The sequence below is a fragment of the Paenibacillus sp. W4I10 genome (assembly GCF_030816325.1).
In the GTDB taxonomy this organism is placed as follows: domain Bacteria; phylum Bacillota; class Bacilli; order Paenibacillales; family Paenibacillaceae; genus Paenibacillus; species Paenibacillus amylolyticus_B.
This window is the reverse complement of record NZ_JAUSXX010000001.1, coordinates 5,653,470-5,676,702: the sequence shown is the minus strand read 5'-3', so window position 1 is coordinate 5,676,702 and position 23,233 is coordinate 5,653,470. Positions and strand designations below refer to the sequence as shown.

Annotated in this window: 22 protein-coding genes and 1 pseudogene; 4 read left to right on the top strand and 19 right to left on the bottom strand. The window is 47.4% G+C overall.

The window, feature by feature from the left end:
* Positions 1-33: 33 nt before the first annotated feature.
* From QF049_RS25575 to QF049_RS25495, 17 genes and pseudogenes are all read right to left on the bottom strand, one after another.
* A complete protein-coding gene (locus QF049_RS25575) occupies positions 34-672 on the bottom strand; it encodes a ThuA domain-containing protein (RefSeq protein ID WP_074092596.1) in 639 nt (212 codons plus the stop codon).
* Between the two features lie 42 nt (positions 673-714).
* Entirely contained in the window at positions 715-1,437 is a 723-nt protein-coding gene (locus QF049_RS25570; RefSeq protein ID WP_307541586.1) for an SDR family oxidoreductase, read from the bottom strand.
* Between the two features lie 193 nt (positions 1,438-1,630).
* A pseudogene (locus QF049_RS25565) lies at positions 1,631-3,123 on the bottom strand (cobyrinic acid a,c-diamide synthase CobB).
* A 200-nt stretch (positions 3,124-3,323) separates the two neighbouring features.
* Positions 3,324-4,154 carry a uroporphyrinogen-III synthase gene (locus tag QF049_RS25560; protein ID WP_307541583.1) on the bottom strand — a complete coding sequence of 277 codons (831 nt, stop codon included), beginning with the start codon at positions 4,152-4,154 and terminating at the stop codon, positions 3,324-3,326.
* Positions 4,155-4,284: 130 nt separating this feature from the next.
* The gene (locus tag QF049_RS25555; RefSeq protein WP_307541581.1) at positions 4,285-5,229 is read right to left on the bottom strand and encodes a GerAB/ArcD/ProY family transporter; all 945 of its coding nucleotides are present in this window, start codon (positions 5,227-5,229) and stop codon (positions 4,285-4,287) included.
* The gene (locus tag QF049_RS25550) at positions 5,195-5,485 is read right to left on the bottom strand and encodes a hypothetical protein (RefSeq protein ID WP_307541579.1); all 291 of its coding nucleotides are present in this window, start codon (positions 5,483-5,485) and stop codon (positions 5,195-5,197) included. Before QF049_RS25550 ends, QF049_RS25555 begins: the two co-directional genes overlap by 35 nt.
* Positions 5,486-5,541: 56 nt before the next feature.
* The gene (locus tag QF049_RS25545) at positions 5,542-5,763 is read right to left on the bottom strand and encodes a hypothetical protein (RefSeq protein ID WP_307541578.1); all 222 of its coding nucleotides are present in this window, start codon (positions 5,761-5,763) and stop codon (positions 5,542-5,544) included.
* Positions 5,756-6,955 (bottom strand): Ger(x)C family spore germination protein, encoded by a 1,200-nt coding sequence (locus QF049_RS25540; RefSeq protein WP_307541576.1) that lies wholly within the window; start codon positions 6,953-6,955, stop codon positions 5,756-5,758. Before QF049_RS25540 ends, QF049_RS25545 begins: the two co-directional genes overlap by 8 nt.
* A gap of 4 nt (positions 6,956-6,959) precedes the next feature.
* The gene (locus tag QF049_RS25535) at positions 6,960-8,555 is read right to left on the bottom strand and encodes a spore germination protein (RefSeq protein ID WP_307541574.1); all 1,596 of its coding nucleotides are present in this window, start codon (positions 8,553-8,555) and stop codon (positions 6,960-6,962) included.
* Between the two features lie 172 nt (positions 8,556-8,727).
* On the bottom strand, positions 8,728-9,066 hold the full coding sequence (locus tag QF049_RS25530) for a hypothetical protein (protein WP_307541573.1): 339 nt from the start codon (positions 9,064-9,066) through the stop codon (positions 8,728-8,730).
* 44 nt (positions 9,067-9,110) lie between these two features.
* The gene (locus QF049_RS25525) at positions 9,111-9,812 is read right to left on the bottom strand and encodes a pirin family protein (RefSeq protein ID WP_307541572.1); all 702 of its coding nucleotides are present in this window, start codon (positions 9,810-9,812) and stop codon (positions 9,111-9,113) included.
* A gap of 199 nt (positions 9,813-10,011) precedes the next feature.
* Positions 10,012-10,425, bottom strand: a complete 414-nt coding sequence (locus QF049_RS25520; protein ID WP_307541570.1) for a DoxX family protein — start codon at positions 10,423-10,425, stop codon at positions 10,012-10,014.
* Between the two features lie 50 nt (positions 10,426-10,475).
* Positions 10,476-11,336 (bottom strand): M56 family metallopeptidase, encoded by an 861-nt coding sequence (locus tag QF049_RS25515; RefSeq protein WP_307541568.1) that lies wholly within the window; start codon positions 11,334-11,336, stop codon positions 10,476-10,478.
* 1 nt (position 11,337) lies between these two features.
* Positions 11,338-11,754 (bottom strand): BlaI/MecI/CopY family transcriptional regulator, encoded by a 417-nt coding sequence (locus QF049_RS25510; RefSeq protein WP_017691824.1) that lies wholly within the window; start codon positions 11,752-11,754, stop codon positions 11,338-11,340.
* Positions 11,755-11,963: 209 nt separating this feature from the next.
* The gene (locus QF049_RS25505; RefSeq protein ID WP_307543421.1) at positions 11,964-13,427 is read right to left on the bottom strand and encodes a catalase; all 1,464 of its coding nucleotides are present in this window, start codon (positions 13,425-13,427) and stop codon (positions 11,964-11,966) included.
* Positions 13,428-13,718: 291 nt separating this feature from the next.
* Positions 13,719-14,525, bottom strand: a complete 807-nt coding sequence (locus QF049_RS25500) for a winged helix-turn-helix transcriptional regulator (protein ID WP_091012746.1) — start codon at positions 14,523-14,525, stop codon at positions 13,719-13,721.
* Positions 14,501-14,896 (bottom strand): Fur family transcriptional regulator, encoded by a 396-nt coding sequence (locus tag QF049_RS25495; RefSeq protein ID WP_036612807.1) that lies wholly within the window; start codon positions 14,894-14,896, stop codon positions 14,501-14,503. Before QF049_RS25495 ends, QF049_RS25500 begins: the two co-directional genes overlap by 25 nt.
* A gap of 271 nt (positions 14,897-15,167) precedes the next feature.
* Here QF049_RS25495 and QF049_RS25490 point away from each other — a divergent pair, with 271 nt between their 5' ends.
* Positions 15,168-16,280: a GGDEF domain-containing protein gene (locus QF049_RS25490; RefSeq protein WP_307541566.1), complete on the top strand. Its 1,113-nt coding sequence runs from the start codon at positions 15,168-15,170 to the stop codon at positions 16,278-16,280.
* Positions 16,281-16,421: 141 nt separating this feature from the next.
* Here the strand turns inward: QF049_RS25490 and QF049_RS25485 are convergent, their stop codons facing one another.
* Positions 16,422-17,360, bottom strand: coding sequence for an aldo/keto reductase family protein (locus QF049_RS25485; RefSeq protein ID WP_124116619.1), 939 nt, complete (start codon positions 17,358-17,360; stop codon positions 16,422-16,424).
* A 158-nt stretch (positions 17,361-17,518) separates the two neighbouring features.
* The gene (locus QF049_RS25480; protein WP_307541562.1) at positions 17,519-19,156 is read right to left on the bottom strand and encodes a histidine kinase dimerization/phospho-acceptor domain-containing protein; all 1,638 of its coding nucleotides are present in this window, start codon (positions 19,154-19,156) and stop codon (positions 17,519-17,521) included.
* 483 nt (positions 19,157-19,639) lie between these two features.
* Between QF049_RS25480 and QF049_RS25475 the strand changes: the two genes are divergently transcribed.
* From QF049_RS25475 to QF049_RS25465, 3 genes are all read left to right on the top strand, one after another.
* Positions 19,640-21,601: an anaerobic ribonucleoside triphosphate reductase gene (locus tag QF049_RS25475; RefSeq protein ID WP_307541560.1), complete on the top strand. Its 1,962-nt coding sequence runs from the start codon at positions 19,640-19,642 to the stop codon at positions 21,599-21,601.
* Positions 21,598-22,107 (top strand): anaerobic ribonucleoside-triphosphate reductase activating protein, encoded by a 510-nt coding sequence (gene nrdG, locus QF049_RS25470; RefSeq protein ID WP_253503873.1) that lies wholly within the window; start codon positions 21,598-21,600, stop codon positions 22,105-22,107. Before QF049_RS25475 ends, nrdG begins: the two co-directional genes overlap by 4 nt.
* A 215-nt stretch (positions 22,108-22,322) precedes the next feature.
* A complete protein-coding gene (locus QF049_RS25465; protein ID WP_307541556.1) occupies positions 22,323-23,162 on the top strand; it encodes a methyl-accepting chemotaxis protein in 840 nt (279 codons plus the stop codon).
* Positions 23,163-23,233: the final 71 nt, after the last annotated feature.

Here is a 23,233-nt window from a genome sequence, read left to right as displayed (position 1 = left end):
CCTTATACTCTGCATGCAAAGATGTCTGTCCGATCAGACGTAACGTGCAGCCCATTTGCCTGCTTGCAGCAGTAACTTCCGGTACGTTTCGTGTGCAAAAGACGGCACATGGTGACCCGGCATCAGATAAACAATACGCCCAACACCATATCGATGAGCCCAAACCGCAGGCTTTGGTCCATCTTCGGATTGATATTCCAGCAATATCTTCGTTTCGGCAAAAGAACCAAATTCGAACTGATACGGCTCTTCTTCCATTGTGAAATTCGAAATGCCCTCCGTCACGGGATGGCTTTCCGCCGTTACAGTGAATTCAAGCGGTGCATACGCCGGATGATGCAGGAATTTGGCACCGATCATCTGTTTGAGTTCATAACGATTTTGGAGCGAAATGCCGTTATGTATAATGACCAGTCCACCTCCATTACTCACATAGGACAACAAACCTGCTGTCTGCTGAGGAGAGACTTTCCCTTTCCAATCGTCCATGTATGAGATACATACATCAAACCCGGTTATATTTTCTTGCAGCAGCATATTCCGATTCTCACTGCACTGCACAGTCATAGTATCATGGAAAATTCGGCTAATCTCCGCATCCACACCTTGAAGCGGGTGCCAATCTGGATGTGTATAATCGCCAAGTAGTAATGCTTTTTTACGATGATCCATTCAATCAATCTCCTTCCTTGTTCACCTCACTGTATCAATCAACTACCAGGGGAGCTTCTCGCCCTTGTAGTCCACATATGCGGGCTGATCTCCTTTAAACTGTTCATGGCGGTCGATAAGTACTGCGATATGTTGTGCAGATTGCTCGGGCGTGAGATCCGCAGAAACATCCAATTCGCCCCTCATATAACTCTGTACCCAACCGGGATGCACAAGCATCACTTGTCCGCCTTCATCCTTCAGACCATTGTGCACAAGACGGGCCTGCATGTTCAAAGCAGCTTTGGACATACAATAGGCAAACCACCCATCCCGACTGCATTGCTCTATACTTCCAGCCTCGGAAGAGATATCAACAATCAGCTTGACCCGTCCTTGAAGAAGGAGGGGCAACAGGGAATGAGTCACACGCAGTGTACCTAAGGTGTTCACATTAAATACTTCAGCCATCTCCGCCATATTCAACGGCCCGCGGATATGATCCGTAATACTCCCTAGTATAGCCGCATTATTGATCAGCATATCCAAATGATTCGTATCCAGCTTCAATGTCTCCGTGAACAGAGCTACCGAAAGGTCGTCCGCGATATCCAGTTCGATGGCGCGCAGATGGTCAGGATATCCTTCTGCAAGCATACGAATCCCCTCGGAATCTTCCACGTCCAGACCGGCCGCATACACGAGATACCCTCTCTTCAGCATCTGTGCCGTCAAAGCCAATCCCAATCCCCGAGCAGCTCCCGTTACACATACGGTTCTCATCATGATGTCCCTCCCTCGCCTAATGATTCTGTCTTTTATTCATTCCACATATTCATCTGAAAACCTTTAATTCAGAATGGGATCGCCAACTTCACGACCAAAGACTCATTAGGCAAAAGCAAGATTAGAGCCATTTTGCTTATTGAATTCAGCTATCTATTTGAGCTATAAATAGCTGCTATTATCCCTGCATATATCACTCCTGCCGATAGGCTAAACAATGTTCCACCCATCTTCGAGCGGCTGCCGGGTAAGAGCCCAGATTGAACGTGCGTATACCCCGCCACGATGTTGCCTGCCGCATACCCTTCTTGCTTCAGGCCGCGCAACCCCTTGGTCTCATACGCATAAGGGATCGTTTCTTCATCACGATAAGTCATCGTGGAATAATGAAATTCATGACCCCGAAGCACTTCACCCTTTTTCAGCAAAAAGGAATCCTGAACGCTACTCGCTTCACGGTAGCCAAGCGCAGCGCGCTCCTTCTGCATCTGCACCTGCGCAGGGATAATACCCGCCATGTCGAAACTAATTCCCTCACGGTTGGTCAACGTTTCCCCAAGCACCATGTAACCACCACATTCTGCGAATAAAGGCATGTTGGATTGTGCTGCCTGTCGAAGTCCTTCCAAGAACCCTTGGTTACCGGCAATCTCTGCTGCAAACTCCTCTGGAAACCCGCCACCCAAATAGATGCCATCCACATCCGTTGGAATACCTTCACCAGCGAGCGGACTGAAATATTGTAATCGGGCCCCGGCTGCTTCGAGCAATTCCAGATTATCGGGATAATAGAAATTAAATGCGGCATCGCGCGCAAACGGCAATGACAGGCTGCACCGCATATGATAGATGTCGATTATTAACGTGGATCACTGAATCGAATTGTGAATCGGAATTCGAGCCTGCTTCAGTATTAGCTAAATCCGTGTGGGCAGTCGTGGCCGGACTCCTTTCTTCTGCATTTAACGGCGGGGCGCTTGATGCCAGCTCCAGCAGAAGATCCAGATCAGTGCCTTCCATCAGCACATCGGCAGCCCGTTGGAATAATGGCTCCAGTTCACCGCGCTCAATGGCAGGCACCAGTCCCAGATGTCTCTCAGGGATGGACATGTCCTCGTCCCGCTTCAGCCAGCCAACCACCGGAATGCCGCACATCTGCTCAATGGCTTTTTTCACAATGGTATAATGACCCGCACTTCCACAACGGTTGACAATCACTCCGGCAATATGTAATTCAGGCTCCAACTGTTGAAAACCTAGTACAATCGCAGCTGCACTGCGAGCCATGCTGCGTACATCCACGACCAGGATCACAGGGGTTTGCGTGACCAGAGCAATCTCTGCAGTTGAGCCTGTATTGCTGAGCGGATCTTTGCCATCATAGAGGCCCATAACGCCTTCTATAATGGAAATATCATGTCCTGCCGATGCTTTCTCGAACGTATGCCTCACGTACTCGGGCGATGTCATCCATGCATCCAGATTGCGTGACGGTCTGCCCGTAACAGCGGTATGGTATGTCGGATCAATATAGTCCGGGCCACATTTGAACCCTTGTACACTCAAACCACGCTGAGCGATTGCTCTCATTAGCCCCAAGGTTACTGTCGTTTTCCCTGCACCACTTCCGGTGCCTGCAATGATCAGTCGGGGTCTGGCATTACGATCTGAAATGCTCATCGTCATATCCACCTTTTCTTCGAGATAACAAAAGCTTCTGATCGAAGCACTATCAAGGATGTACATTCGTGTTTTAGTTGTAACGTATAAATTCTATAATCTAAACAAAACCGCATCATATAGCGATGCGGTTAAGCTTAATGCACACTTTTTATTCATGAAGCGACGCCAAAAGCTTTTTGTCGAACTGATCTAAAAGCAGGCCACTAATCTCTAATCTTGGCCGCACGCCCTGCTGCAAAGTAACGTCCAAGCTCAACGATGAGTGCTCCCATCTTCTCTTCCTCCGGAATGACCAGTGCCTCAATGCCTTCTTCACGCATAGAGTTTGCTGTTACTTTACCTACAGACGCAGGGATTACGCCTTGTCTGAAGGCTGCCAGCATCGGCTCAAGCTTGTCCTGGGAGGCCGCATATTGCGTCAGAAATCTGACCTGCGGTCCACTTGTGAACGCAACAGCATCTACCTCGAACTTTATAATTTCATTCAATAACTGTTCCAGCTCTGCCTCTTCTGGCGGTACATGGCGGTAAGGAAGCACTTGTCTGACGAGTGCGCCTTGTTCTTCCAACCATGCGACAAGTTTGGGAGCTGTCTCCCCATGAAGCTGCAACATGACCTTTTTCCCTGCGAGATCATGTGGGGCGAATTCTCGAATGAGCCCGTCCGTGCTACCGTCATCATCTCGTACCAGCGGTGTTAACTTGCGCTTTTTGAGCGCATTCACCGTCTTGTATCCCCTTGCCGCAATTGAGGATTCCGATAATACATCCAACAATTGGCCTGCCACGTCCATATCCTCAGCCATTTCAAACAATGCATCCAATCCCATACCCGTAGTTAACACCGCCCAGTCTGGCGGGTCTGAGATCCAGGATACCAGCCCATCCCTGATACTCCGGTCATCCAGAAATACGGTCCCCTGTGCTGGTCGCACAAGCGGGATTCCACCCATTTTTTCAACCAGTACGGACATTTCTTTTGATTTTCGTGGTCCTGTCAATGCTACACGCACACCTGCCAAATGTTGAGCCATTCATGTTCCCCCCGTTAGTTCAGCCGAATGTTCATCAGTCTGACTACAGTATACAGGGTACTTCTGTGAAGGGAAACTGTGCTTTCCCTCTTTTTGCCCGTTCATCTATAAGGATTTTTGATGGAATGCATCAGGAAGGCTGGAGTTCCCCACCATGAGAATCTTTCCGTCTTTTCTCTCCGTCCTTCTCCGAATCAGAGGATTCATGTCCCTGTTCATGCTTCTCTTTCTTTGACTGGTCTCCCGATCTCTGTTGGGTAGATTTTTTTTTATTTTTGCGAGGACGAAGGAAAAGAAACAGCACAATGGGGAACAATGCTTCAAAAATAATGGCAATCCATGTCCATTCCCGAGTAAAACGATTGAGCTGAATGGCATTTCGGAAGAACCAGAATGCACAGACAAATCCGACGAGTGCAATCGGGCCTGTCAATACCTTTCCCGATACGTTCGGAATCATTCGCTTCAATCCCCAGCAGACAAAGTACAGGTCAAATGCAATCTTCGTGATCATGGTAGGCAAGGTTGCCGCTGCCAGCGCAAGGTCAAACCGATCCAAGAAATCACTGATTTGCAATTGTCTTGCCAGTTCATAGGAGGGATACACCAACCTTGAAGCGATAGGGACTCCAATGGAGGTAATGGTCTCAACAAGGATTAGCATCATCAACAAGGCTGACAATAAAATGCCTGACACAACCGACTTAAATCGAAAATCACTGCCCTTGATAACAAAAGGCAATGCGATCATCTCTCCGTAAAACGAAAATATGTACCAACTCCCCTTGCCCACTCCCGCAACATCAACGTGAAAATACGGCATCAAGTTATCCATATTGATCTGTTGAATGAGCATGAAAGGCACAATCACGGAGTTTAACAGAAACAATGTCACATACAACTCCGACATACCGATCAAGGAGCCGAGCCCACCTCTGACGATAAAAACTCCCATAATGATCAGTGATAACACAATGATGGAAATGGGGGTGGTCTCTAACAACGTTATGCTGATATAATCACCCGTTAACCGGATATCCCTAGCAAACACAAAGAAAAAAAACAAAATGTACATCAATCCTGCGAGCCTTCCCAAAAAGGGGGAATCGTCCAGCAAGGGCTTGAAATAGATCCTGATCCGGAAATCTCCGCTGAACCCGACTTAACATCCACATCGATGCAAGCATCACTACGACTACAGGGATATACGAGAGATAAGCGTGTTGTTCCGCATAGTAGATAGCTTGCGCGTGAGGCTGAATTAACGTTCCTGAAATACTGAGTAGCAGTACGAGCAGGATCGTCTGACGGTGTGTCACTCTCTGATTCATAATATACCTCCTTTCCCTCTCGCGAATTCGCAAACCGAATGCCTGCTGTCCATAGCTTATGGCAGTGGCAGTAAGCGCTGTATAACGTGGCTTATCCATACCGACACAAAAACTGTTTTGCTTAGATTTGTCACATAGAACCAAATGCCCGTAGCCACTGCTATCAAACTATAGGATAGCCAGCGATTAATGGCAGCTGCCTGTTTCAAATGTCTGAAATCCATCAAGATGACCACAATTGCCATGGCCAGGTAGGTAAATAAGAGTGGTTTAATCATGTACAACTTCATCCTCTCCGACGCCAATTGGTTTATTGCTCACCCCAACGTTTTCAATAATGACATGGGGAGTAACCGTCACCTCGACTTCAGGATATATGTCATCCCAGCGATCCTTCATCGTGTCCCACTTGGCTGGCAGATGTTGATGAATGGATCTTCCGATCCCAAGAATGTCCGCATGGTATTTTCCCTGTACCAACCGGACACCTTCCTCGATATCCAATTTTATTTTCTCGTGAATGGCTTCATGTAACTTCAGAATCTCATTCTCACGCCGATCACCATAATTGGATTCGTTATCTACGAGAACTCCCTTGGCATATAATTCAATATTCACGGTGACCTTGTCAGCCTTGATACTGGGATGCAGTGAAGCGTTGTTCTCGTTCAACTTGATGAACATATCTCCATCTCCGCCAGGAGCTTTAACCATAATCTCCGGCGCATTGGCCTCGCCCATAGCAAGAATGAGCGCATCAGCCGGAGCTTTGTCGATCATGCCAACCAGCTTATCTTTCTTGAAAATGGCCAATCCATCAAGCTTGATGTTTGTTTTGGCGTCCTTCCACCCTTTTGGAACATTGCTCACTTTAGAAGCGACAGGCAGGAATGGATCCACACCTTCACTAAGAATGGCATCTATAAACGTTTTAAGTGAACGTGGATTACGCATATTGAGGAAGCACAGTTCCCGCACCATCTCGGATGGAAACTTCTCTATAGGTGCATCCGTATCCATGACCTCATATGCTGAACCTTTTGTGACCACTGGCAATGCAGAGAATCGGTTCAGCGGATACCGCGTAAACAGATCAAGCATGGGGGCCACTCCATCCTTGGCAAGCTCCTCACCAATAAGCATCGTACGGCGATGCGCATAATAGATTGTTCGTGAGAGTTCCTTTTGACCTTCAATAGACGTACCATGCAATGATTTGGCTGTATTGGATAACATGAACCAGGATTTGTCCCCACTTGTACCCCCGCCGCCTCCCGAACTGCCAGTAGAACCGGATTGACCGGGAAGTGCAATCTGCAGGCTGGATCTGTAGTTGTCTCCTTCCTTATCAACAGCTATGCCAATCACAAAAGCAATATCATTAATCTCCTTACGATCCCAGCAACCTGAAATAAAAGTGGTACATAACAACAGCGCTATCACTGCCCGGTACTTATATATGAACTGCATGGGTTCACCACCCTTCCTCAGCTTCAGGGGAACCGTTGATCTTTTCGGTCATCCGTTTCTGATCCCGATGTACCGTAGAAGGACGATTGATCATTTTCCACCATGGCACACGAATGAGAATGTCTTTGGTATCTGTTTTACTGTAAGGGCTAAGACCGGAGAGATATGGGACACCGAACGAAGTCATCTGTGTCAGATGCACAGAGATCAGGACCAAGCCGATGACGATGCCATATAATCCAAGCATACCTGCCAGTAACATGATCGGAAATCGGAGCAGACGCACCGTAATCGCAAAGTTAAATCGCGGGATCGTGAAGGAAGCTATACCTGTCATGGATACGATAATTACCATCGGGGCGGACACAATCCCGGCCTGAACCGCAGCCTGCCCAATCACAAGTGCGCCGAGAATACTGACGGCCTGCCCCACTGTTTTGGGTAACCTGACCCCGGCTTCCCGAAGGGCTTCGAACGATAGCTCCATAATGAGCGCCTCAACCAAAGCCGGAAAAGGAATGGCTTCCCGGGCACCTGCGATACTTAGAATCAGCGTAGTTGGCAGCATGTCCTGATGAAATGTTGTAATAGAGATATACAAGGCTGGCAGGAACAGAGCGATGGCTACGAACAGGAAGCGAATCCAGCGCACCAGATTACTGATGAAGAATCGCTCGTAATAATCCTCACTGGCTTGCAGCATCTGCCACATCGTGACTGGAGCAATCAGCGCGAATGGGGTTCCATCTACCATAATGGCAAAGCGTCCTTCCAACAGATTGCCTGCAACGGTATCCGGCCGCTCCGAGTAGTGCATCTGAGGGAAAGGCGAATACGGATGATCTTCAATCAATTCCTCAATATAACCCGTCTCCAGAATGCCATCGATCTTTATTTTTTCCAGACGTTTCTTCACGTCCCGTATCAACTTCGGATCAGCAATATCGTCCAGATAGGTCAGAACAATATCGGTTTTGGTTTCTGTGCCTAGTGTCATACTTACCATCTTGAGAGAGGGAGTTTTCAGCTTGAACCGCAGTAAAGCCGTATTCACGCGCAGTGTTTCGGTAAATCCCTCCCGTGGTCCCCGAATTACGGATTCTGTCTGCGGTTCCTCCACACCACGTCTGACGCCGCCTTTGACATTGAACATCCAGGCTTCGCTACTTCCATCGACCACCAGAAGCGCGGAGGATGCCAGCACCCCTTCTGTCGCAGCAGCCCAGCTTTCAACGCGCTTCACCTGGGTCAGCTCAACGGTTGTATCGTCCAGCGGAACATCGGGTTCATCTGTGCGTTGCTGCACCAGACCTCGAATAATCGGACGCAGCATGTGTTCCTGGATATCAGCCGAATTAACAATGCCTTCGATGTAGACCAGAAGTCCTTTCACTTCAGGTGTAATCATGACGTTGCGAAAAACCACATCCGAGCAATCGGAGAATATCTCCTTTACCGCCTGAATCTGAGTTTCATGTACTGCACTAATCGGCTGCCGAAGAAAAGGCGGGGATGGCAGTCCCAAAGGGGTATGTTTTTTCTCTTCTGAAGCTCGTCCCGGTTGTCGGGACTTGTCTTTCCCAGATGTTTTGTCCGCCATATGCCGCCCCTCCGTTCTTGTTTTTATACAAGGTAGCTTGTGCCAGACAGCTGGGAATTATGTGGTCTTTTTTGCAAAAAAGAGAATGAATTCTCTGCATCCGGACAGCAAAAAGGCCTCTGTATTTAACAGAGACCTCTGGGATGTTCCAAGTTCTATAGTTACTTATAAGTTAATCCGCAAAATAATCTTCAGGCACATAACGAATCTCCGACTTCGCATAGATGCTTAGCGTGTGACTCTCCCTGTCGTACACAACCCGCTCACCTTCTACGTAGTACCAGTGTTTCAAAAGAGGCTGGTCCTTGCGTTGGACGAAACGAAATACGTTCAGTTCCTGTCTAAGCTCCATAATCTGTTCCACAATCTGCTCGGCCAGGCCCGTAACAGTAAATATGAAGCCTGTACCCTCCTGTTGGAACCGATAGGACAGTGTATCATCTGTTTTGCTATTTGCCAATCCTCGTCCAGTCACCGCATGTTTAACCATAAACCATTCCTGCTGCGCCATACGTATAATCCTCCTCTGTTCTTGGAGTTTATTCCAACACCCATCTACGGCAAATCAATAATCATATAGAACGTATCTTCGTTTGCTTGCAGTTCTATTGAGTCCCGCTGTTCCACACGAGCCGTATCGCCTTCGTTCAACAGGTACTCTCCATCCAATCCCAGCTTGCCTTCGATGGAGAAAATGTACATCCGGCGGCCCGGATCCTGATTGTAGGTTAATGTTTCATCTTTGGCTAATCGGCCAAGATAAATCGTCATATCCTGATGAATGGTCGCAACTCTTGGGCCCCCATCTGGAGATACAATCGGCACGATTGCTCCTGCCAGTGCCGCAGGATCAAATGATGTGGTCTCATACGAGGGTTGCAACCCTCTCGTATGCGGCATGAACCAGAGCTGTAGCAGACGCACTTCATCGGTATCGGATGCATTATGCTCAGTATGAATCATGCCACTGCCTGCTGACATTCGCTGAATACCGCCAAAACCTGTAACGGCCACATTGCCCAAGTTGTCTTCATGCCGTAGCTTGCCGTTCAGCACGATGGATACAATCTCCATGTCACTATGTGGGTGAGCCCCAAAACCGCGACCAGGAGCAATCACATCATCGTTAGCTACCCGCATCGGTCCAAACGCCGTATTCTCCGGGTCCTGGTATTCTCCAAAGGAAAAGCTGTGACTGCCACGAAGCCAGCCTCGATCGAAGCTGGAGCGGGAATCGGATGGAATGACGTTAATCATAAGATGCACCCTCCTTATTTTTTCTTAGTAGCATACTTATTCTCATTGTATCAAAACACAGGCATGTCGTCCAAACGAAAAAAGCTCTCTACCGATCAGCCCGGTTCGCAAATCAATTCCCGAACCGGCCTGGCCAATAAAGAACCTCGTTACAGGACTAATCCTGCACTTCATTATTTTTTAGCAATCGTTAGTCAATTCAAGCACTCACATTCTGGCGAGCGTTCCCTTGTCTGGAGAACAGATAATCCACGGCCAGGAAGCGGCTTCCTGTGAAGAGCAGTGTCAGGGAACCCGCCAGCAGCAGGTAATCTAACTCGGTACCACTCAGGAACGGCTCACCCATTTTGGCTGTAAACAGAACGCCAACCATCACGATGGCAAACAGGGCAGCAAACACACGTGTTCCCAGACCCAGAATCATCGCTGCACCACCTACCAACTCAATGATGGCTACAACGGATGCAAGAAATCCGGGAATACCGATACTTTCGAAGAAACCTACTGTACCGCTGATTCCACCTTCGAATTTACTCCAGCCATGCAATACAAAGATCAAACCGATCATAATCCTTGAGAAAAGTAATCCAATCTCTACACTTTTATTATTCATGTTCATCTTCCTTCCTCGTTATATTCGACTTCACATTTAGCCCAATTAATCTATCCAATGGACCAAACAAACAAGATAGACAGCAACAGGAAAACGGTAGCCGACATCAGAACGGCGTAGCGTGGCAATCTCAGCGTGACGTCCTGTTCCGGGTCCAGCAGACGTGAAATTCGGACATTCACCGATGTATCTGCAAATGAGGATTGAACGGTCAGTTCTTTTGCCCCCCAAGGTTCAGGACAAGCACGGAGCAGCTTGAGCAAAGCACTGCCAATGCCGGCCACATTGCCTGTACGCTCAATAGCCTCGTTGTCTGCCAGAATTTCTCTAACGATATTGTAATGTTTCGAAGTATGCTTCAATACGGGAATATATGGCATCATGATTGCAAATATCGATAACAGTGTCGTCTTCAGTGGGTCACGGTGCCACAGATGATGGACTTCGTGGTACACAACTGCCGTCTCCTCTTCTGCATCCAGCATCGTCAGAAGCCCCGTGGAGAGTACGATGCAAGGCCTCCATAAACCAATTGTAAATGCAACCGGAGAATGCTTGTCCACCACAATGAATCCCGGCTGTCCGAGATGGTGATACTTGGACTCCAGTTCGCGGGACAATGCACGCACTTCCATGGAGCGGAGTTTACGTACGGCTGCTCTGGTTTTCATCATACGCACCATTAGCAACCAACCTGTACCCGCAAATGTTAGCAATACCAGTGCCAGCAGGAAATGTCCCACGGATAACCAACCGAGTCGACTCATCCAATGATTGCAGAGCCAGAGCAGGTTAAACGGGATATCCCAGCCAAAAATTTTGTACATCGCGTACATGAACATCTGCATGAACACGAGTAACGGAATGCCAAACCCGACGGTAAACAACAGCTTCGAGCGGGCCTTCCACATCTTAATCGCTATCCTTTTTCCACTGCTTGATCTTCTGTTCCAGGCGTTCAATCAGACCTGCATCTGCTTCGTCCAGCGCATCCAGCATATGATTCAATGCCAGAGCTCCGAATTCATCCACCAACTCATGTGACAGTTCCTTGGATTGGTCGTTCATAAACTCCTCCTTGCTCTGTACCGGTTGGTACAAAGATGTTCTGCCCTTTTGTGACTTTCCGAGAAGTCCCTTGTCCACGAGCCGGTTCATCACTGTCATGACTGTATTAAAATTGACGTCTTTGTCTTGTTCAAGTGCGGTCTGCACTTCACGGATGCTGCTGCCAGGACGAGCCCATAAAATGTCCATGATCTTGGCTTCCAGTGGACCAAAAAATCGGTTGAGCCCACGCTCACCCACTTTGAAATTGTGTATTCTCATTTTCTGACACCCCTCACACTACCCATTGTAGTGCCAACAAATGAGAAGTCAACCTCTATGTCAGCTATTTTATGTAAATGATTTGTAAATTTGTTTTCCATTTCAGTGAAAAAGGCCAAAGACCGGGAAATTCCGCACGTTCGCGGTTTTCCCGGTCTTCCCCAAATATTAGTCCGTATGATGTTGCGAGTACAGGGTCAAACTGCACTTTATTTTCCATCCTGTGACGGCATATGTGCAGAAATATCCACGCCGAGTCCATGAGCCAAACGTCCGCCAAGCTGTCCATCCGCTCGGAAGAAGTGGCACAGGGCACGCATTTGAATATCGACAGATACTCCCTTGAGGTCATTGATCAGATTATCCAGCAAATGCTGCTGCTCTACAGGAGTAAATGAACGGAAAAGCTCACCTGACTGGGTGTAATCATCCGTCTTCTCGATTTTCTCTCTTGTAACATGCCCTTGCAACGGAACCTGACTGTCCCGGTATGCCGGATCTTCCTGTGGGCTGTTTCCTGAACTGTTGGGTTCATAGTTCACCGGAGATGGGTCCTGATTCACATTCATGAGTCCATCACGCTGATGATTACGAACAGGTGCGTATGGGCAATTCACTGGAATTTGCAAATAGTTCGGTCCAAGCCGGTGACGCTGTGTGTCTGGATATGAGAATAAGCGTCCTTGCAACAATTTGTCTTCAGAAGGCTCAATTCCAGGTACAAGCGCACTCGGGGAAAAGGCCGCCTGCTCCACTTCAGCAAAGAAGTTTTGCGGATTCCGATTGAGGGTCATGGTGCCCACCGTAAGGAATGGCAACACATCTTCAGGCCAGGTTTTGGTTGGGTCGAGCGGATCAAAAGCAAAATCATCCATCTGCTCCGGCTTCAAGAGCTGTACCTGTAACTTCCACTGCGGGTATTGCCCGTTCTTGATATGTTCATGCAGGTCCCGGGTAGCATGATTAAAGTCCTGTCCTTGTACCTCGGCAGCTTCCTGACGAGAGAAGCCTCGCACGCCTTGTGCAGACTCCCACTTATATTTCACATAATGGACCTGCCCCTGTGCATTAATCCATTTGAAAGCATGTACGCCGAAACCATCCATCTCACGATAACTTGCCGGTGTGCCCAGATCTGAGAACAACCAGGTCATCATATGCGTTGATTCTGGTGAGAGAGTCATGAAGTCCCAATATCGAGCTGGTTCCTGAATATTCGTATCGGGAGCTGGCTTAAGGGAGTGAACCATGTCGGGGAACTTCATGGCATCACGAATGAAGAACACAGGCAGATGGTTGCCGACGAGATCATAGTTGCCTTCACGCGTGTAGAATTTGACGGCAAATCCACGCGGATCTCGTGCAGTCTCTGGTGATCCCGTACCGTGAATAACGGTTGAGAAACGAACCAGTACATCTGTCTCCGTACCCGGATCTTGCAGGAAGTCCGCTGTTGTATACTCCTTCATACTCTGCTCTAGCGTGAATACACCATGAGCGCCTGCTCCTCTTGCATGTACAACTCTTTCGGGAATACGTTCACGGTCAAAGTGGGCTATTTTCTCAATGAGATGGTAGTCTTCAAGCAGTGTTGGTCCTCTTCTGCCTGCTGTGCGGGAATTCTGGTTGTCACCTACAGGTGCTCCCTGATTCGTTGTCATACGTTCTGTCATCATGTCGTCCTCCTCTAATGGGTCTCACGGCTGCTATATGTCTACTATTAAAATCATATTCGGCTTCAGTTTAAATATACATTTAGACTTGATCTAACTGTTAAATTGATTCTAACATGTCCCACTCTGCTCTTGCATGAGGTTCACATGAGATTAAGATGAGGTTCTTCAACACTTCATGAATGAACTATGAACATGTTTTTAAGGAAGTGATCCGGATTTACTATATCTATTAGGTTTTACCCGAAAATACATGAGGTCAACGATAACATTAGGCAAAAAAAAAGCGGACTAATCCGCCAGGCGGTAGCCCACTCCTCTTACAGTGACAATATATTGCGGCGAAGATGCGTTATCGCCCAATTTTTTGCGCAAGCTTTTGATATGAACATCGACCACATTACTTCCACCCGTAAAGTCCGTCTCCCAGATATCGCTGAGCATCTCCTCACGGGAAATGACTGCACCTTTGGCATCAATCAGCTTGAGTAACAGATCATATTCGGTCTTGGTTAGATGAATCCGGTTATTATCGCGCTGTACACTCATTCGTTCACGATCGAGCCACAAATCCTTAAATCCGATACGGTGCCCTTCCTCAGGCAAAAACCCACGATTGGGCAAAGCAGGACTATTGCCAATCATGCGCTGCACCCGGTAAAGTGCTTCCTGCGGGCGTGCAGGCCACACCAGCAATTCCTCCTGAAGCATCGGTCCACTCGCGCTGCCAATCATCTTCTCACCGACCAGATACAGACAAGGGGTTGTATGCTCAGCCTCACGATTCAATCGGCTGCTAATTCCAGCAAAAGCATCGATAGTTCCGGCCACAGACAGGTCATAGATCAACAGATCAAAGACAAGACGCTCATGCAGATCCGGTTCCCAGCGATGGAAGACCAGTACATCAAAGCAGCTATCCGTTAAGGCTTTTACCAGTTCATGAACCTGACCCGGCATCGGGCTGATCAGAATAACACGCCGTGTAACAGGGCAATTGTCCACAAGCGGTGCTGCATCGGACAAAGCTGGTTTAACCCTAAGGGGTAAACGGCGGCCAGGCAGTTTTATTTTTACTTGATCCGTTTGTTTCTGCATTCCCCGCAGACACCTCCAAAGACCACATGAGCATGATCGATTGCATATCCGGTTTCTTCAGCTACCTGTTTCATCCATTGTGGAGGAACCTCCGTCATCACCTCGTCCACTTTGCCGCACACTTCACACATAATATGCTGATGATCATCCATACGGGCATCGTACCGGCTTGCTGTCTCTCCGAGTTTAAGTTCCCGTATCAATTCTTTGTCCGTCAGATAACGAAGAGAATTATACACCGTACCATAGGCCAGATTATACCCTTGTTCCACGAGTCGATTCATGACATCAGCAGCTGTTGGGTGATCCTCCGAATGACGCACCACATCATATACCGCTTGCCGTTGTATCGTCAGATTTAAAGTTCTCACAACCATTCTCCTTTATTATTGATCCATTTTATATGAAATCAGACACTGATCTTCTACTTATGATGGTCTTCCCAAAAAGAAAGAATAAACTTTGATTTAGATTAAGTATAAATCTTATTGTATATTGAAGTCAATATCGCTCTAACATCCTGTATATGCAAATAAAACACCTTTCCCAGCAATCCCCTCATAAATTTGGGATAATATGGTTCGCTACAGCATCACTTTTCAGATAAAATATAGGGATGTGCGTATAAAGGGGGAATGTCGGTTGTTTAGCACTTTTTTCATTAATATCTGTGTCATGATTACGTTTATGTATGTGTCCGGGATCATCGCAAAGTTCTATAGTATCCGATTGCCTTTTCCCTCGTTACGTGTTCAGTTGATCGGCGGCTTATCGTTCGGTATATATGGCACAGTACTCATGAACTATTCTTTCCCTCTGAACGAAACTACGATTGTAGACCTACGTCATCTGGCCATCGTTACCGCAGCGGTATATATGGGAGGATTGGCTTCGGTCGTTACGGGACTCATGATCTCGGTCCTTCGTATTCTGATGTTCGGCTTATCATCCTCTGCCATAGATGCAGGATTCGTCATGACTCTGATCGGACTGTCCGGTGTATACTTCGCCTATGCTCCCTGGTCCAGACTGACCAAAATAATTACAATGAATCTGCTTGGCATGACATTAATCTTTATCATCCTTATGTTGAATACAGACAGCATGAATTCATTAATGAAGATATATCCGTTACAAATGACCATTTCCTTTGCCGGTGGATTATTTATCTATTTCATCGCAGAATTCATTAATAAATCCAATGAAATGTTATTTCTATTGGAAAAAAGAGCATCTACCGATCATCTTACCAACCTTAGCAATCGACGACAGTTCGAAAAATCACTTCAACTGGAACTCCAGCGTGCGCGGGATTACCAACAGAAGCTTTCCTTGCTTGCCATTGATATTGACCGATTCAAAAAGGTAAACGACACCTATGGTCATTCCGCTGGCGATGCAGTCCTGAAGCAACTTGGACAACTGCTCGTTGAACATGCACGTTCTGCTGATATCGTGTCACGAAACGGTGGGGAAGAATTCGCCATTCTCTTGCTCGACTGTGGACACCGTCAGGCCGTGGCTACCGCCGAATCTATCCGGCAGGCTGTAGAGAAATACCATTTTGCTCTGCCCGACGGGCACACGACACGTCTAACCATCTCCATTGGTGTAGCCGTGTATCCCGATCATTGTGATGATCATGACGATGACGACTTCTTCGAACAGGCCGACCGTGCTTTATATGAAGCCAAGAATACAGGGCGTAATCGCGTGTGTGCCTTACCACTTCGCTCTCTGCCTCTTACGCTTTAAAGCAAGATCCAACCTTTCAATGAATCTAACCTTTCAACGTTCTCCAAAAAAGGGATGTCTCGTTCGCCTATTCAGGCGCACAGGACATCCCTTGCTTTATGGATTATTATATATCATCTCAGCTTGTGTGCTGACAGGAGATCAAGCAAGGATGCTCTCAATCTCCTCGATAATGGCAGCATCCAGCTTCACGCCAGATGCAGCCGCGTTCTCTTTTACCTGCTCCGGACGACTCGCCCCTACAAGTGCACTGGATACATTGTTCTGGCGCAGAATCCAGGCAAGGGCCAATTGACCCACCTTCAGATCCAGCTTGTCCGCCACTTCAATCAGCTGACGAACTTTCCCGATGCGATCCGCATTGATCTTTCCTTCGTCCCATCCTAGCTTGGCAGCACGGCTATTCTCTGGGATATCGGAAACGGACGTATATTTCCCGGTTAATAGACCTTGAGCAAGCGGAGAGTATACAACTTGTCCGATGCCTTTACGCTCGCCGAGCGGGATAATTTCATTTTCGATATAACGGTCAAACATGTTGTACACCGGCTGATTGACCACGATACGATCCAGGAGCAGACGGTCTGCTGTACCCAACGCAGCTTCCATCTGAGCAGCAGTCCACTGGCTGACGCCTACATATAACACTTTGCCTTGCCGTACCAGATCATCGAGCGCGCGGAGTGTTTCTTCAATTGGTGTTTCGGTATGATAACGATGGCAGTAATAGATATCCACATATTCAACGCCCAGGCGCTTCAAGCTGGCTTCACATTGCTCCTTGATATGTTTGCGAGACAACCCCTGGTCATTCGGACCATCACCCATTTTGCCAAATACTTTGGTTGCGAGTACATAAGAGTCACGGGAGTACGCTTTGAGCGTCTGCCCAAGCAGTTCTTCTGCTGCACCCCGTTCGTATACATTGGCTGTATCAAAAAAGTTGATGCCTTCATCAAATGCAGTTTCAATTGATTTCACCGCATTCTCACGTTCCACATACCCTCCGTACGTCAGCCAGCTTCCCAGGCTGATCTCGCTAACTTTCAGTCCGCTTCCACCTAATCTGCGATAATCCATTGATTGCATATCCTCCTCTGTTGGTTATAAAGATGAAGTTCACTTTCTATTGTAACGTAACCAGCTCGGAATAAAAGGGCTTTGGCTCAGAAAATGGAAAATGAAAAAAAGCGCACCTATAAGGTGCGCCGAATAAAGATTTGTCTTCTGATCATGATTTAAGGCAAAGTAATACTCAATGCATTCAACAGATCAGCCTGTCTGACTGGCTTCGTCAGGACAGCATCAAAGGCTTCTGCTTCATGCAATTCAATGTGCATACCATATGGAACAAGAACAATGACAGGCAGATTCTCCAGTCGCTGTTTCAGTTCATGTACAAAATCGACCGCGCCGCCTTCCAGTAATCCCATATCCACAACGGCTACATCAGGCATAAATCCTTCCTTGATCCAATCATGCGCTAATGTCAAACCCGAGGTCATGTGTACATCCATCTCCCACCTACGCATCAGGGAAGAGACGCCTTGCAATATGTCAGGGTCCTTGGCAAGTAACACCTTTTTCCCTTTTAACCGCTGCTGAACACTTGCGAGTTGAGGTAACTCCCAGTATCTGCGTAACGGAAGTGAAATGTTGAATTCCGTCTCATTTTCCTGCACACTGCTCACCTGAATACGGCCATGCATGAGAATGGCAAGATTCTGGCTTACAGCTAAACCCAGATTGCTTCCAATCAGTTTTTGGATATTCAAATTTTCATCTTGGCTGTTAAAGGTTTGTGTCTTCTTGTCCGATAACATCTGACCCGTGTACTTCACCTTGAGCAGAAGTGTACCGGTCTCCTCCAATTCTTCTCCGTTCACTACTGCTGTGATTAGAACCGAACCTTCACGCGTTGAATCGAGAGCATATTGAATGACGTGTGCAAGCAACTGTCCAATCTTGACTTCATCACCAACAAACACTTGAGATACATTCAGTTCAAGATTTAATCCCAGCTCAATGTTCTTGCCCGTCGCAATACCGGCATAAAGATACACGGTATTCTCAATGGTACCTACCAGATCAAACGGGTCATCATGTATAACCGTTTTACCCGCTTCATTAATGTTGAAATTCATCATATTATTCAGCAAGGAAAGCAGAATATTACCGCTTGTCTCAATCATGTTCACATATTCGGACTGCTCCTCGGGCATATCCGGTGTGCGCATCAGATCTGTCAGTCCCAAAATACCGTTCAAGGGATTGCGAATCTCGTGACTCATCAACTTCAACATCTGTGTTTTGGTCAAGGCCTCAGATTCGGCACGTTCTTTCTCTGCCTGGAGCTGTTCTTGCATTTGTTCCGAATCACTTAATTTCCGCTCCTGAACATGCAACGTGCTTTCCAGATCAACAACATAGCCCAGGAATACAGCCATCGCCTTCAGTGTCTTCATATCGGTTTCGCTGATCACATAACCAGGATCATCCATCAGACAGATGGTGCCATATGTTTCGCCCGATCTTCTCATAATAGGCACGCCCACGAAGAAGCGATTGCCAAGTCCGCTCGTAACGCTCATGGATCGAGTCATCGGATGTTCACATGTATCCGGGATCATAAGGACACTACCGTTGTCCCTTAATACCAGGCTGCAATATGAATCCGTAAATGGAAGTGCACTGCCTTTAACAACTAACTCTTCCGTACGATTAAAGGCCCCCAAAATGACATTGGTCACCCCGTCATTTGTGGCAACAAAGATGGTATTGACCTTCAATATACCGCTTAATACGTCTACGATATGGGCCGCAGCTTCCTTTATATCTTCATAGAAGCCTCTCGTAATGCCTTCTGCCGTCCCCATGATCCACCCCTTTTGTCTTAGCTGCACTTTCTAATCTGTATATCAGAATGTTTAATCACGTACAAGGGTTCATCAAGAATCCGAATAGCTGTCACAATCTATACTTATATGATTAACACCGTAGAAGTAAAAGAGAATCATTCTGCCTGCCGATAGCCCGTTGTCGGACAAAAGCAGGTCTTGAACTGATAGTTTAAAAACGGAAAATGTATTGCAAATTGCCTTTTCAGATTGATTAAAGTCCATCTTGTCCGACTTCGTATAATTATCCTTGCAGGATAACTAGCAATTATACGCTTCTACTCAGACTTTGGGAACCTTTATCCGCAGCAATTAAAGGAAAGTCCACTTTGCCCACTACGTTGTGTGACCATTATCACACCCAAAAAACCACATATAGTTTATAAATGGATAATACGAATCTACATATAGTATTTATCGTGAATTGAATGATACCCAAAATCATTTTAGGAGGAACCTTACATGAACATGCTTGAGTATGCCACTCCACCGGCATCCGATCTATTATCCGACCTGGGAAGACGAATTATTGGCGCAGAAGACGCCGATACGCTGAGGGAAAATGCGAATCTGAACGGTGACTCCTTCAGCGGTAAGATGAGCAGGCTCGGTTCGGAGACAGCCAAGTGGCATGCTCTGCGTCATGTGTTGCCAGAAGAGCTTGCCCAAGCTGTGGAGAATGGGGATCTGTATGTACACGATCTGGATCAGTATGCACTTGGAACGACCAACTGCATCTTTATTCCGTTTGACCGTCTCCTTGCTGCGGGCTTCAATACAGGCAACGGATCGGTTCGCACACCTCAGACGATCATGTCTGCAATGGCACTGGTTGCGATCATCTTCCAATCCCAGCAGAACAGTCAATATGGCGGTGTATCGGCCAATAAGATTGACTGGGATTTGGCCCCTTACGTACAGCGATCGTTCCGCAAACATTATCGCAAAGGGCAACGCCTTTTTGGTGAGCATACCCTGCTCGAGGATGAACAACTTCATCTGGACAGCATCGAAGCGAAGAATCAGTGCCCGCGCGCATATGCCTTCGCCTATGAAGAGACTGAACTGGAGACAGGACAAGCTGCTGAATCACTGATTCACAACCTGAATACGATGAGCAGCCGGGCAGGTGGTCAGATTCCATTTACTTCACTGAACTATGGATTATGTACATCAGCAGAAGGTCGGTTGGTATCACGCTCATTGTTGGAAGCAACCATTCGTGGCCTGGGCAACGGGGAGACTCCCGTGTTCCCTCAACATATTTTCCAGTGCAAACAAGGGATCAATCAGGCTCAAGGTGAGCCGAACTATGATTTGTTCCGGCTCGCAGTCACCTGTTCATCCCGGCGGATGTATCCTAACTTTGTCAATGTGGATGCCTCTTTTAATCTGCCTTTCTATCATCCGGAAGATCCGGATACGATCATCGCAACTATGGGATGCCGCACACGTACACTGGCTGACCGGTTTGGTCGCAATCGTCAAAGTGGTAAAGGTAATCTGTCCTTCAACACCATTAACCTCGTCAAGCTCGGCATCCGATTTGGCATCTGCCAAGGTGCCAGAGCTGTCGCTGACCGGGCCGGATTCTATACTGCTTTGGAGTCGGTTATGCATAATGCCGCTTCCGGCCTGCTGCACCGCTACCGAATTCAGACAGCACAGCCTGCCAAGGCATCGGACTTCATGATGCGGGAAGGTGTATGGGAAGGTGGAGAACAGCTTGGTCCAAACGAGCCGGTTGCCGATCTATTAAAGCATGGAACGTTATCTCTTGGTTTTATCGGTCTCGCGGAATGTATGACAGCTCTCTATGGGCGCCATCATGGGCAGGACCCTCATGTACACCGCGAAGCGCTCAACATTATTCGGACCATGAGAGAGTTCTGTGACCGGATGAGCGAGCAGCATAACTTGAATATCACACTGTTTGCCACACCTGCTGAAGGGTTGTCCGGCAAATTCACGAAGATCGACAGAGAGCGATACGGCCTCATTGCTGGGGTTAATGATCGTGAGTATTATACGAACTCATTCCATATCCCGGTATATCACACTCTTCCAGCTTATCGGAAGATTGAACTGGAGGCCCCGTTCCATACTTTATGTAACGCGGGTGCAATCTCCTATGTGGAGCTTGATGGAAACGTTCGGGCCAACACCGCAGCTTTCCTGCGAATTGTGCAGTATGCACTGGCGCAGGATATCGGTTATTTCTCCATTAATCATCCGATTGATCGCTGCCCTGCATGTGGTTATGAAGGGGTCATTGGGGATGTGTGCCCAGGCTGTGAAGCCCACGAGAACCATGTACACTTCCAGCGATTACGCCGCGTAACTGGCTATCTGACCGGAGATTACAAAGTACGCTTCAATGCTGCGAAGCAGGCCGAAGTGCGGGATCGGGTGAAGCACCGGTGAATCTATATGGTTACATTCCGGAATCGGTGAATGAAGGGACAGGCCTGCGTGCCGTGTTGTTCATCAGCGGATGTCGTCACGCCTGTCCGGGCTGCTTCAGTCCGGATTCATGGAGCTTTCGAGCGGGTGAGCCCTTTACAGAGGAGCGGCAGCAGCAGATTCTGCATGAAGTGACGACCCATCCATTGCTGGATGGCGTTACGTTGTGTGGTGGTGATCCCTTTTTCTCGGCAGCAGAATGTACGTCCTGGGTCCAGCAGCTCCGCGCTGCACGTCCTGATCTGACGGTATGGGCCTACACGGGATTTGAATATGAAGAACTGATTACCGACCCTGCGAGAGCAGAGCTTGCCCGGTTATGCGATGTGATTATTGACGGTCGATACGTTGAAGCGGAGCGAGATGTCTCCCTGCCCTTCCGCGGCAGTCGAAATCAACGTTTGATTGATGTCAGTGCAACACTAGCCACTCGAACCATCGTTACAATGCAGCTCAGTATGCTGTAAACATTGGTTTTATTCCCCTCACCAACTAACAAGGCACGGGCCCCAGCGGACTCGTGTCTTTTTGGCGTATAGCGGTCTTCTTTAAGAAATAGGTTTTATCCATTCTCTCTATTTTCTTCTCTATTGCATGACGATATATAATATAGGTAGTTATTAATTTAGCATTTAAAATTTAACCGTTTACATAAGGTAACCAGGGAGGAATCATCTTTTATATGGATATTGTTCAAGCATTAATTACATGTATGCCTTTCTTTCGAGATACGATTCGTCAGGATGTAACCCTCTCCGTTATTGATCATGAGAAATTCCTATATTTTTCAGCAGGGGAATCGTTAAAGCAACTGAATTATCAACCCGGCGACCCTCTATTGGATGGAAATCGAAATTTTGCTGATCTCAACGGCGGTACAGTCAAACGATTCGATCACTACCCTAAAGATTTATTCGGCATTCCTTTTGACGTGGCTTTCATTCCTATTAAAAATGAACAAGGTGAAGTCATCGCCCTGTTTAACCTGCTCTACAGTATGGATGATCAGGAGCAACTGCAACAACTTATGGATGCTACCGAAAATCTGACTAACCAGTTAATTGACAGTGTACAGCACGTAGCCGCGCACTCCGAAGAACTAAGTGCCACAACCGAAGAGATCCGGAACAACTCCAAACAAGCCGTACAGAAATCAGGAAATGTAACTCAAGTTGCCAGCTTTATTCGAGAAATCTCCGAACAAACCAATCTGCTCGGCTTGAATGCAGCCATTGAAGCTGCTCGTGTAGGTGAAGCAGGTGCAGGTTTTGGCGTTGTTGCCAAAGAAATTCGCAAACTGTCTGTGGATACCAAAGAAGCAACGGCCCGTATTGAAGATTCTCTTCTCTCGGTTCGGCAATCCATTCAAGGCATGGAAAATGAACTTGGTGAGATCACTGCAAGCTCCCAAGAGCAGGCTGAACTCGTAAACAATTTCATGAGCACAATTGAGCAACTGAATGAAACCAACAAACAATTGAAGCAATTTGTGCAAAAAATGATTACGTTTGACGGAAAATAAAAATACGTTTAATGGACAATACAAGCACGGCTCATAGTAAACAACCAAACAAAAGCCTCCGAATACATTCG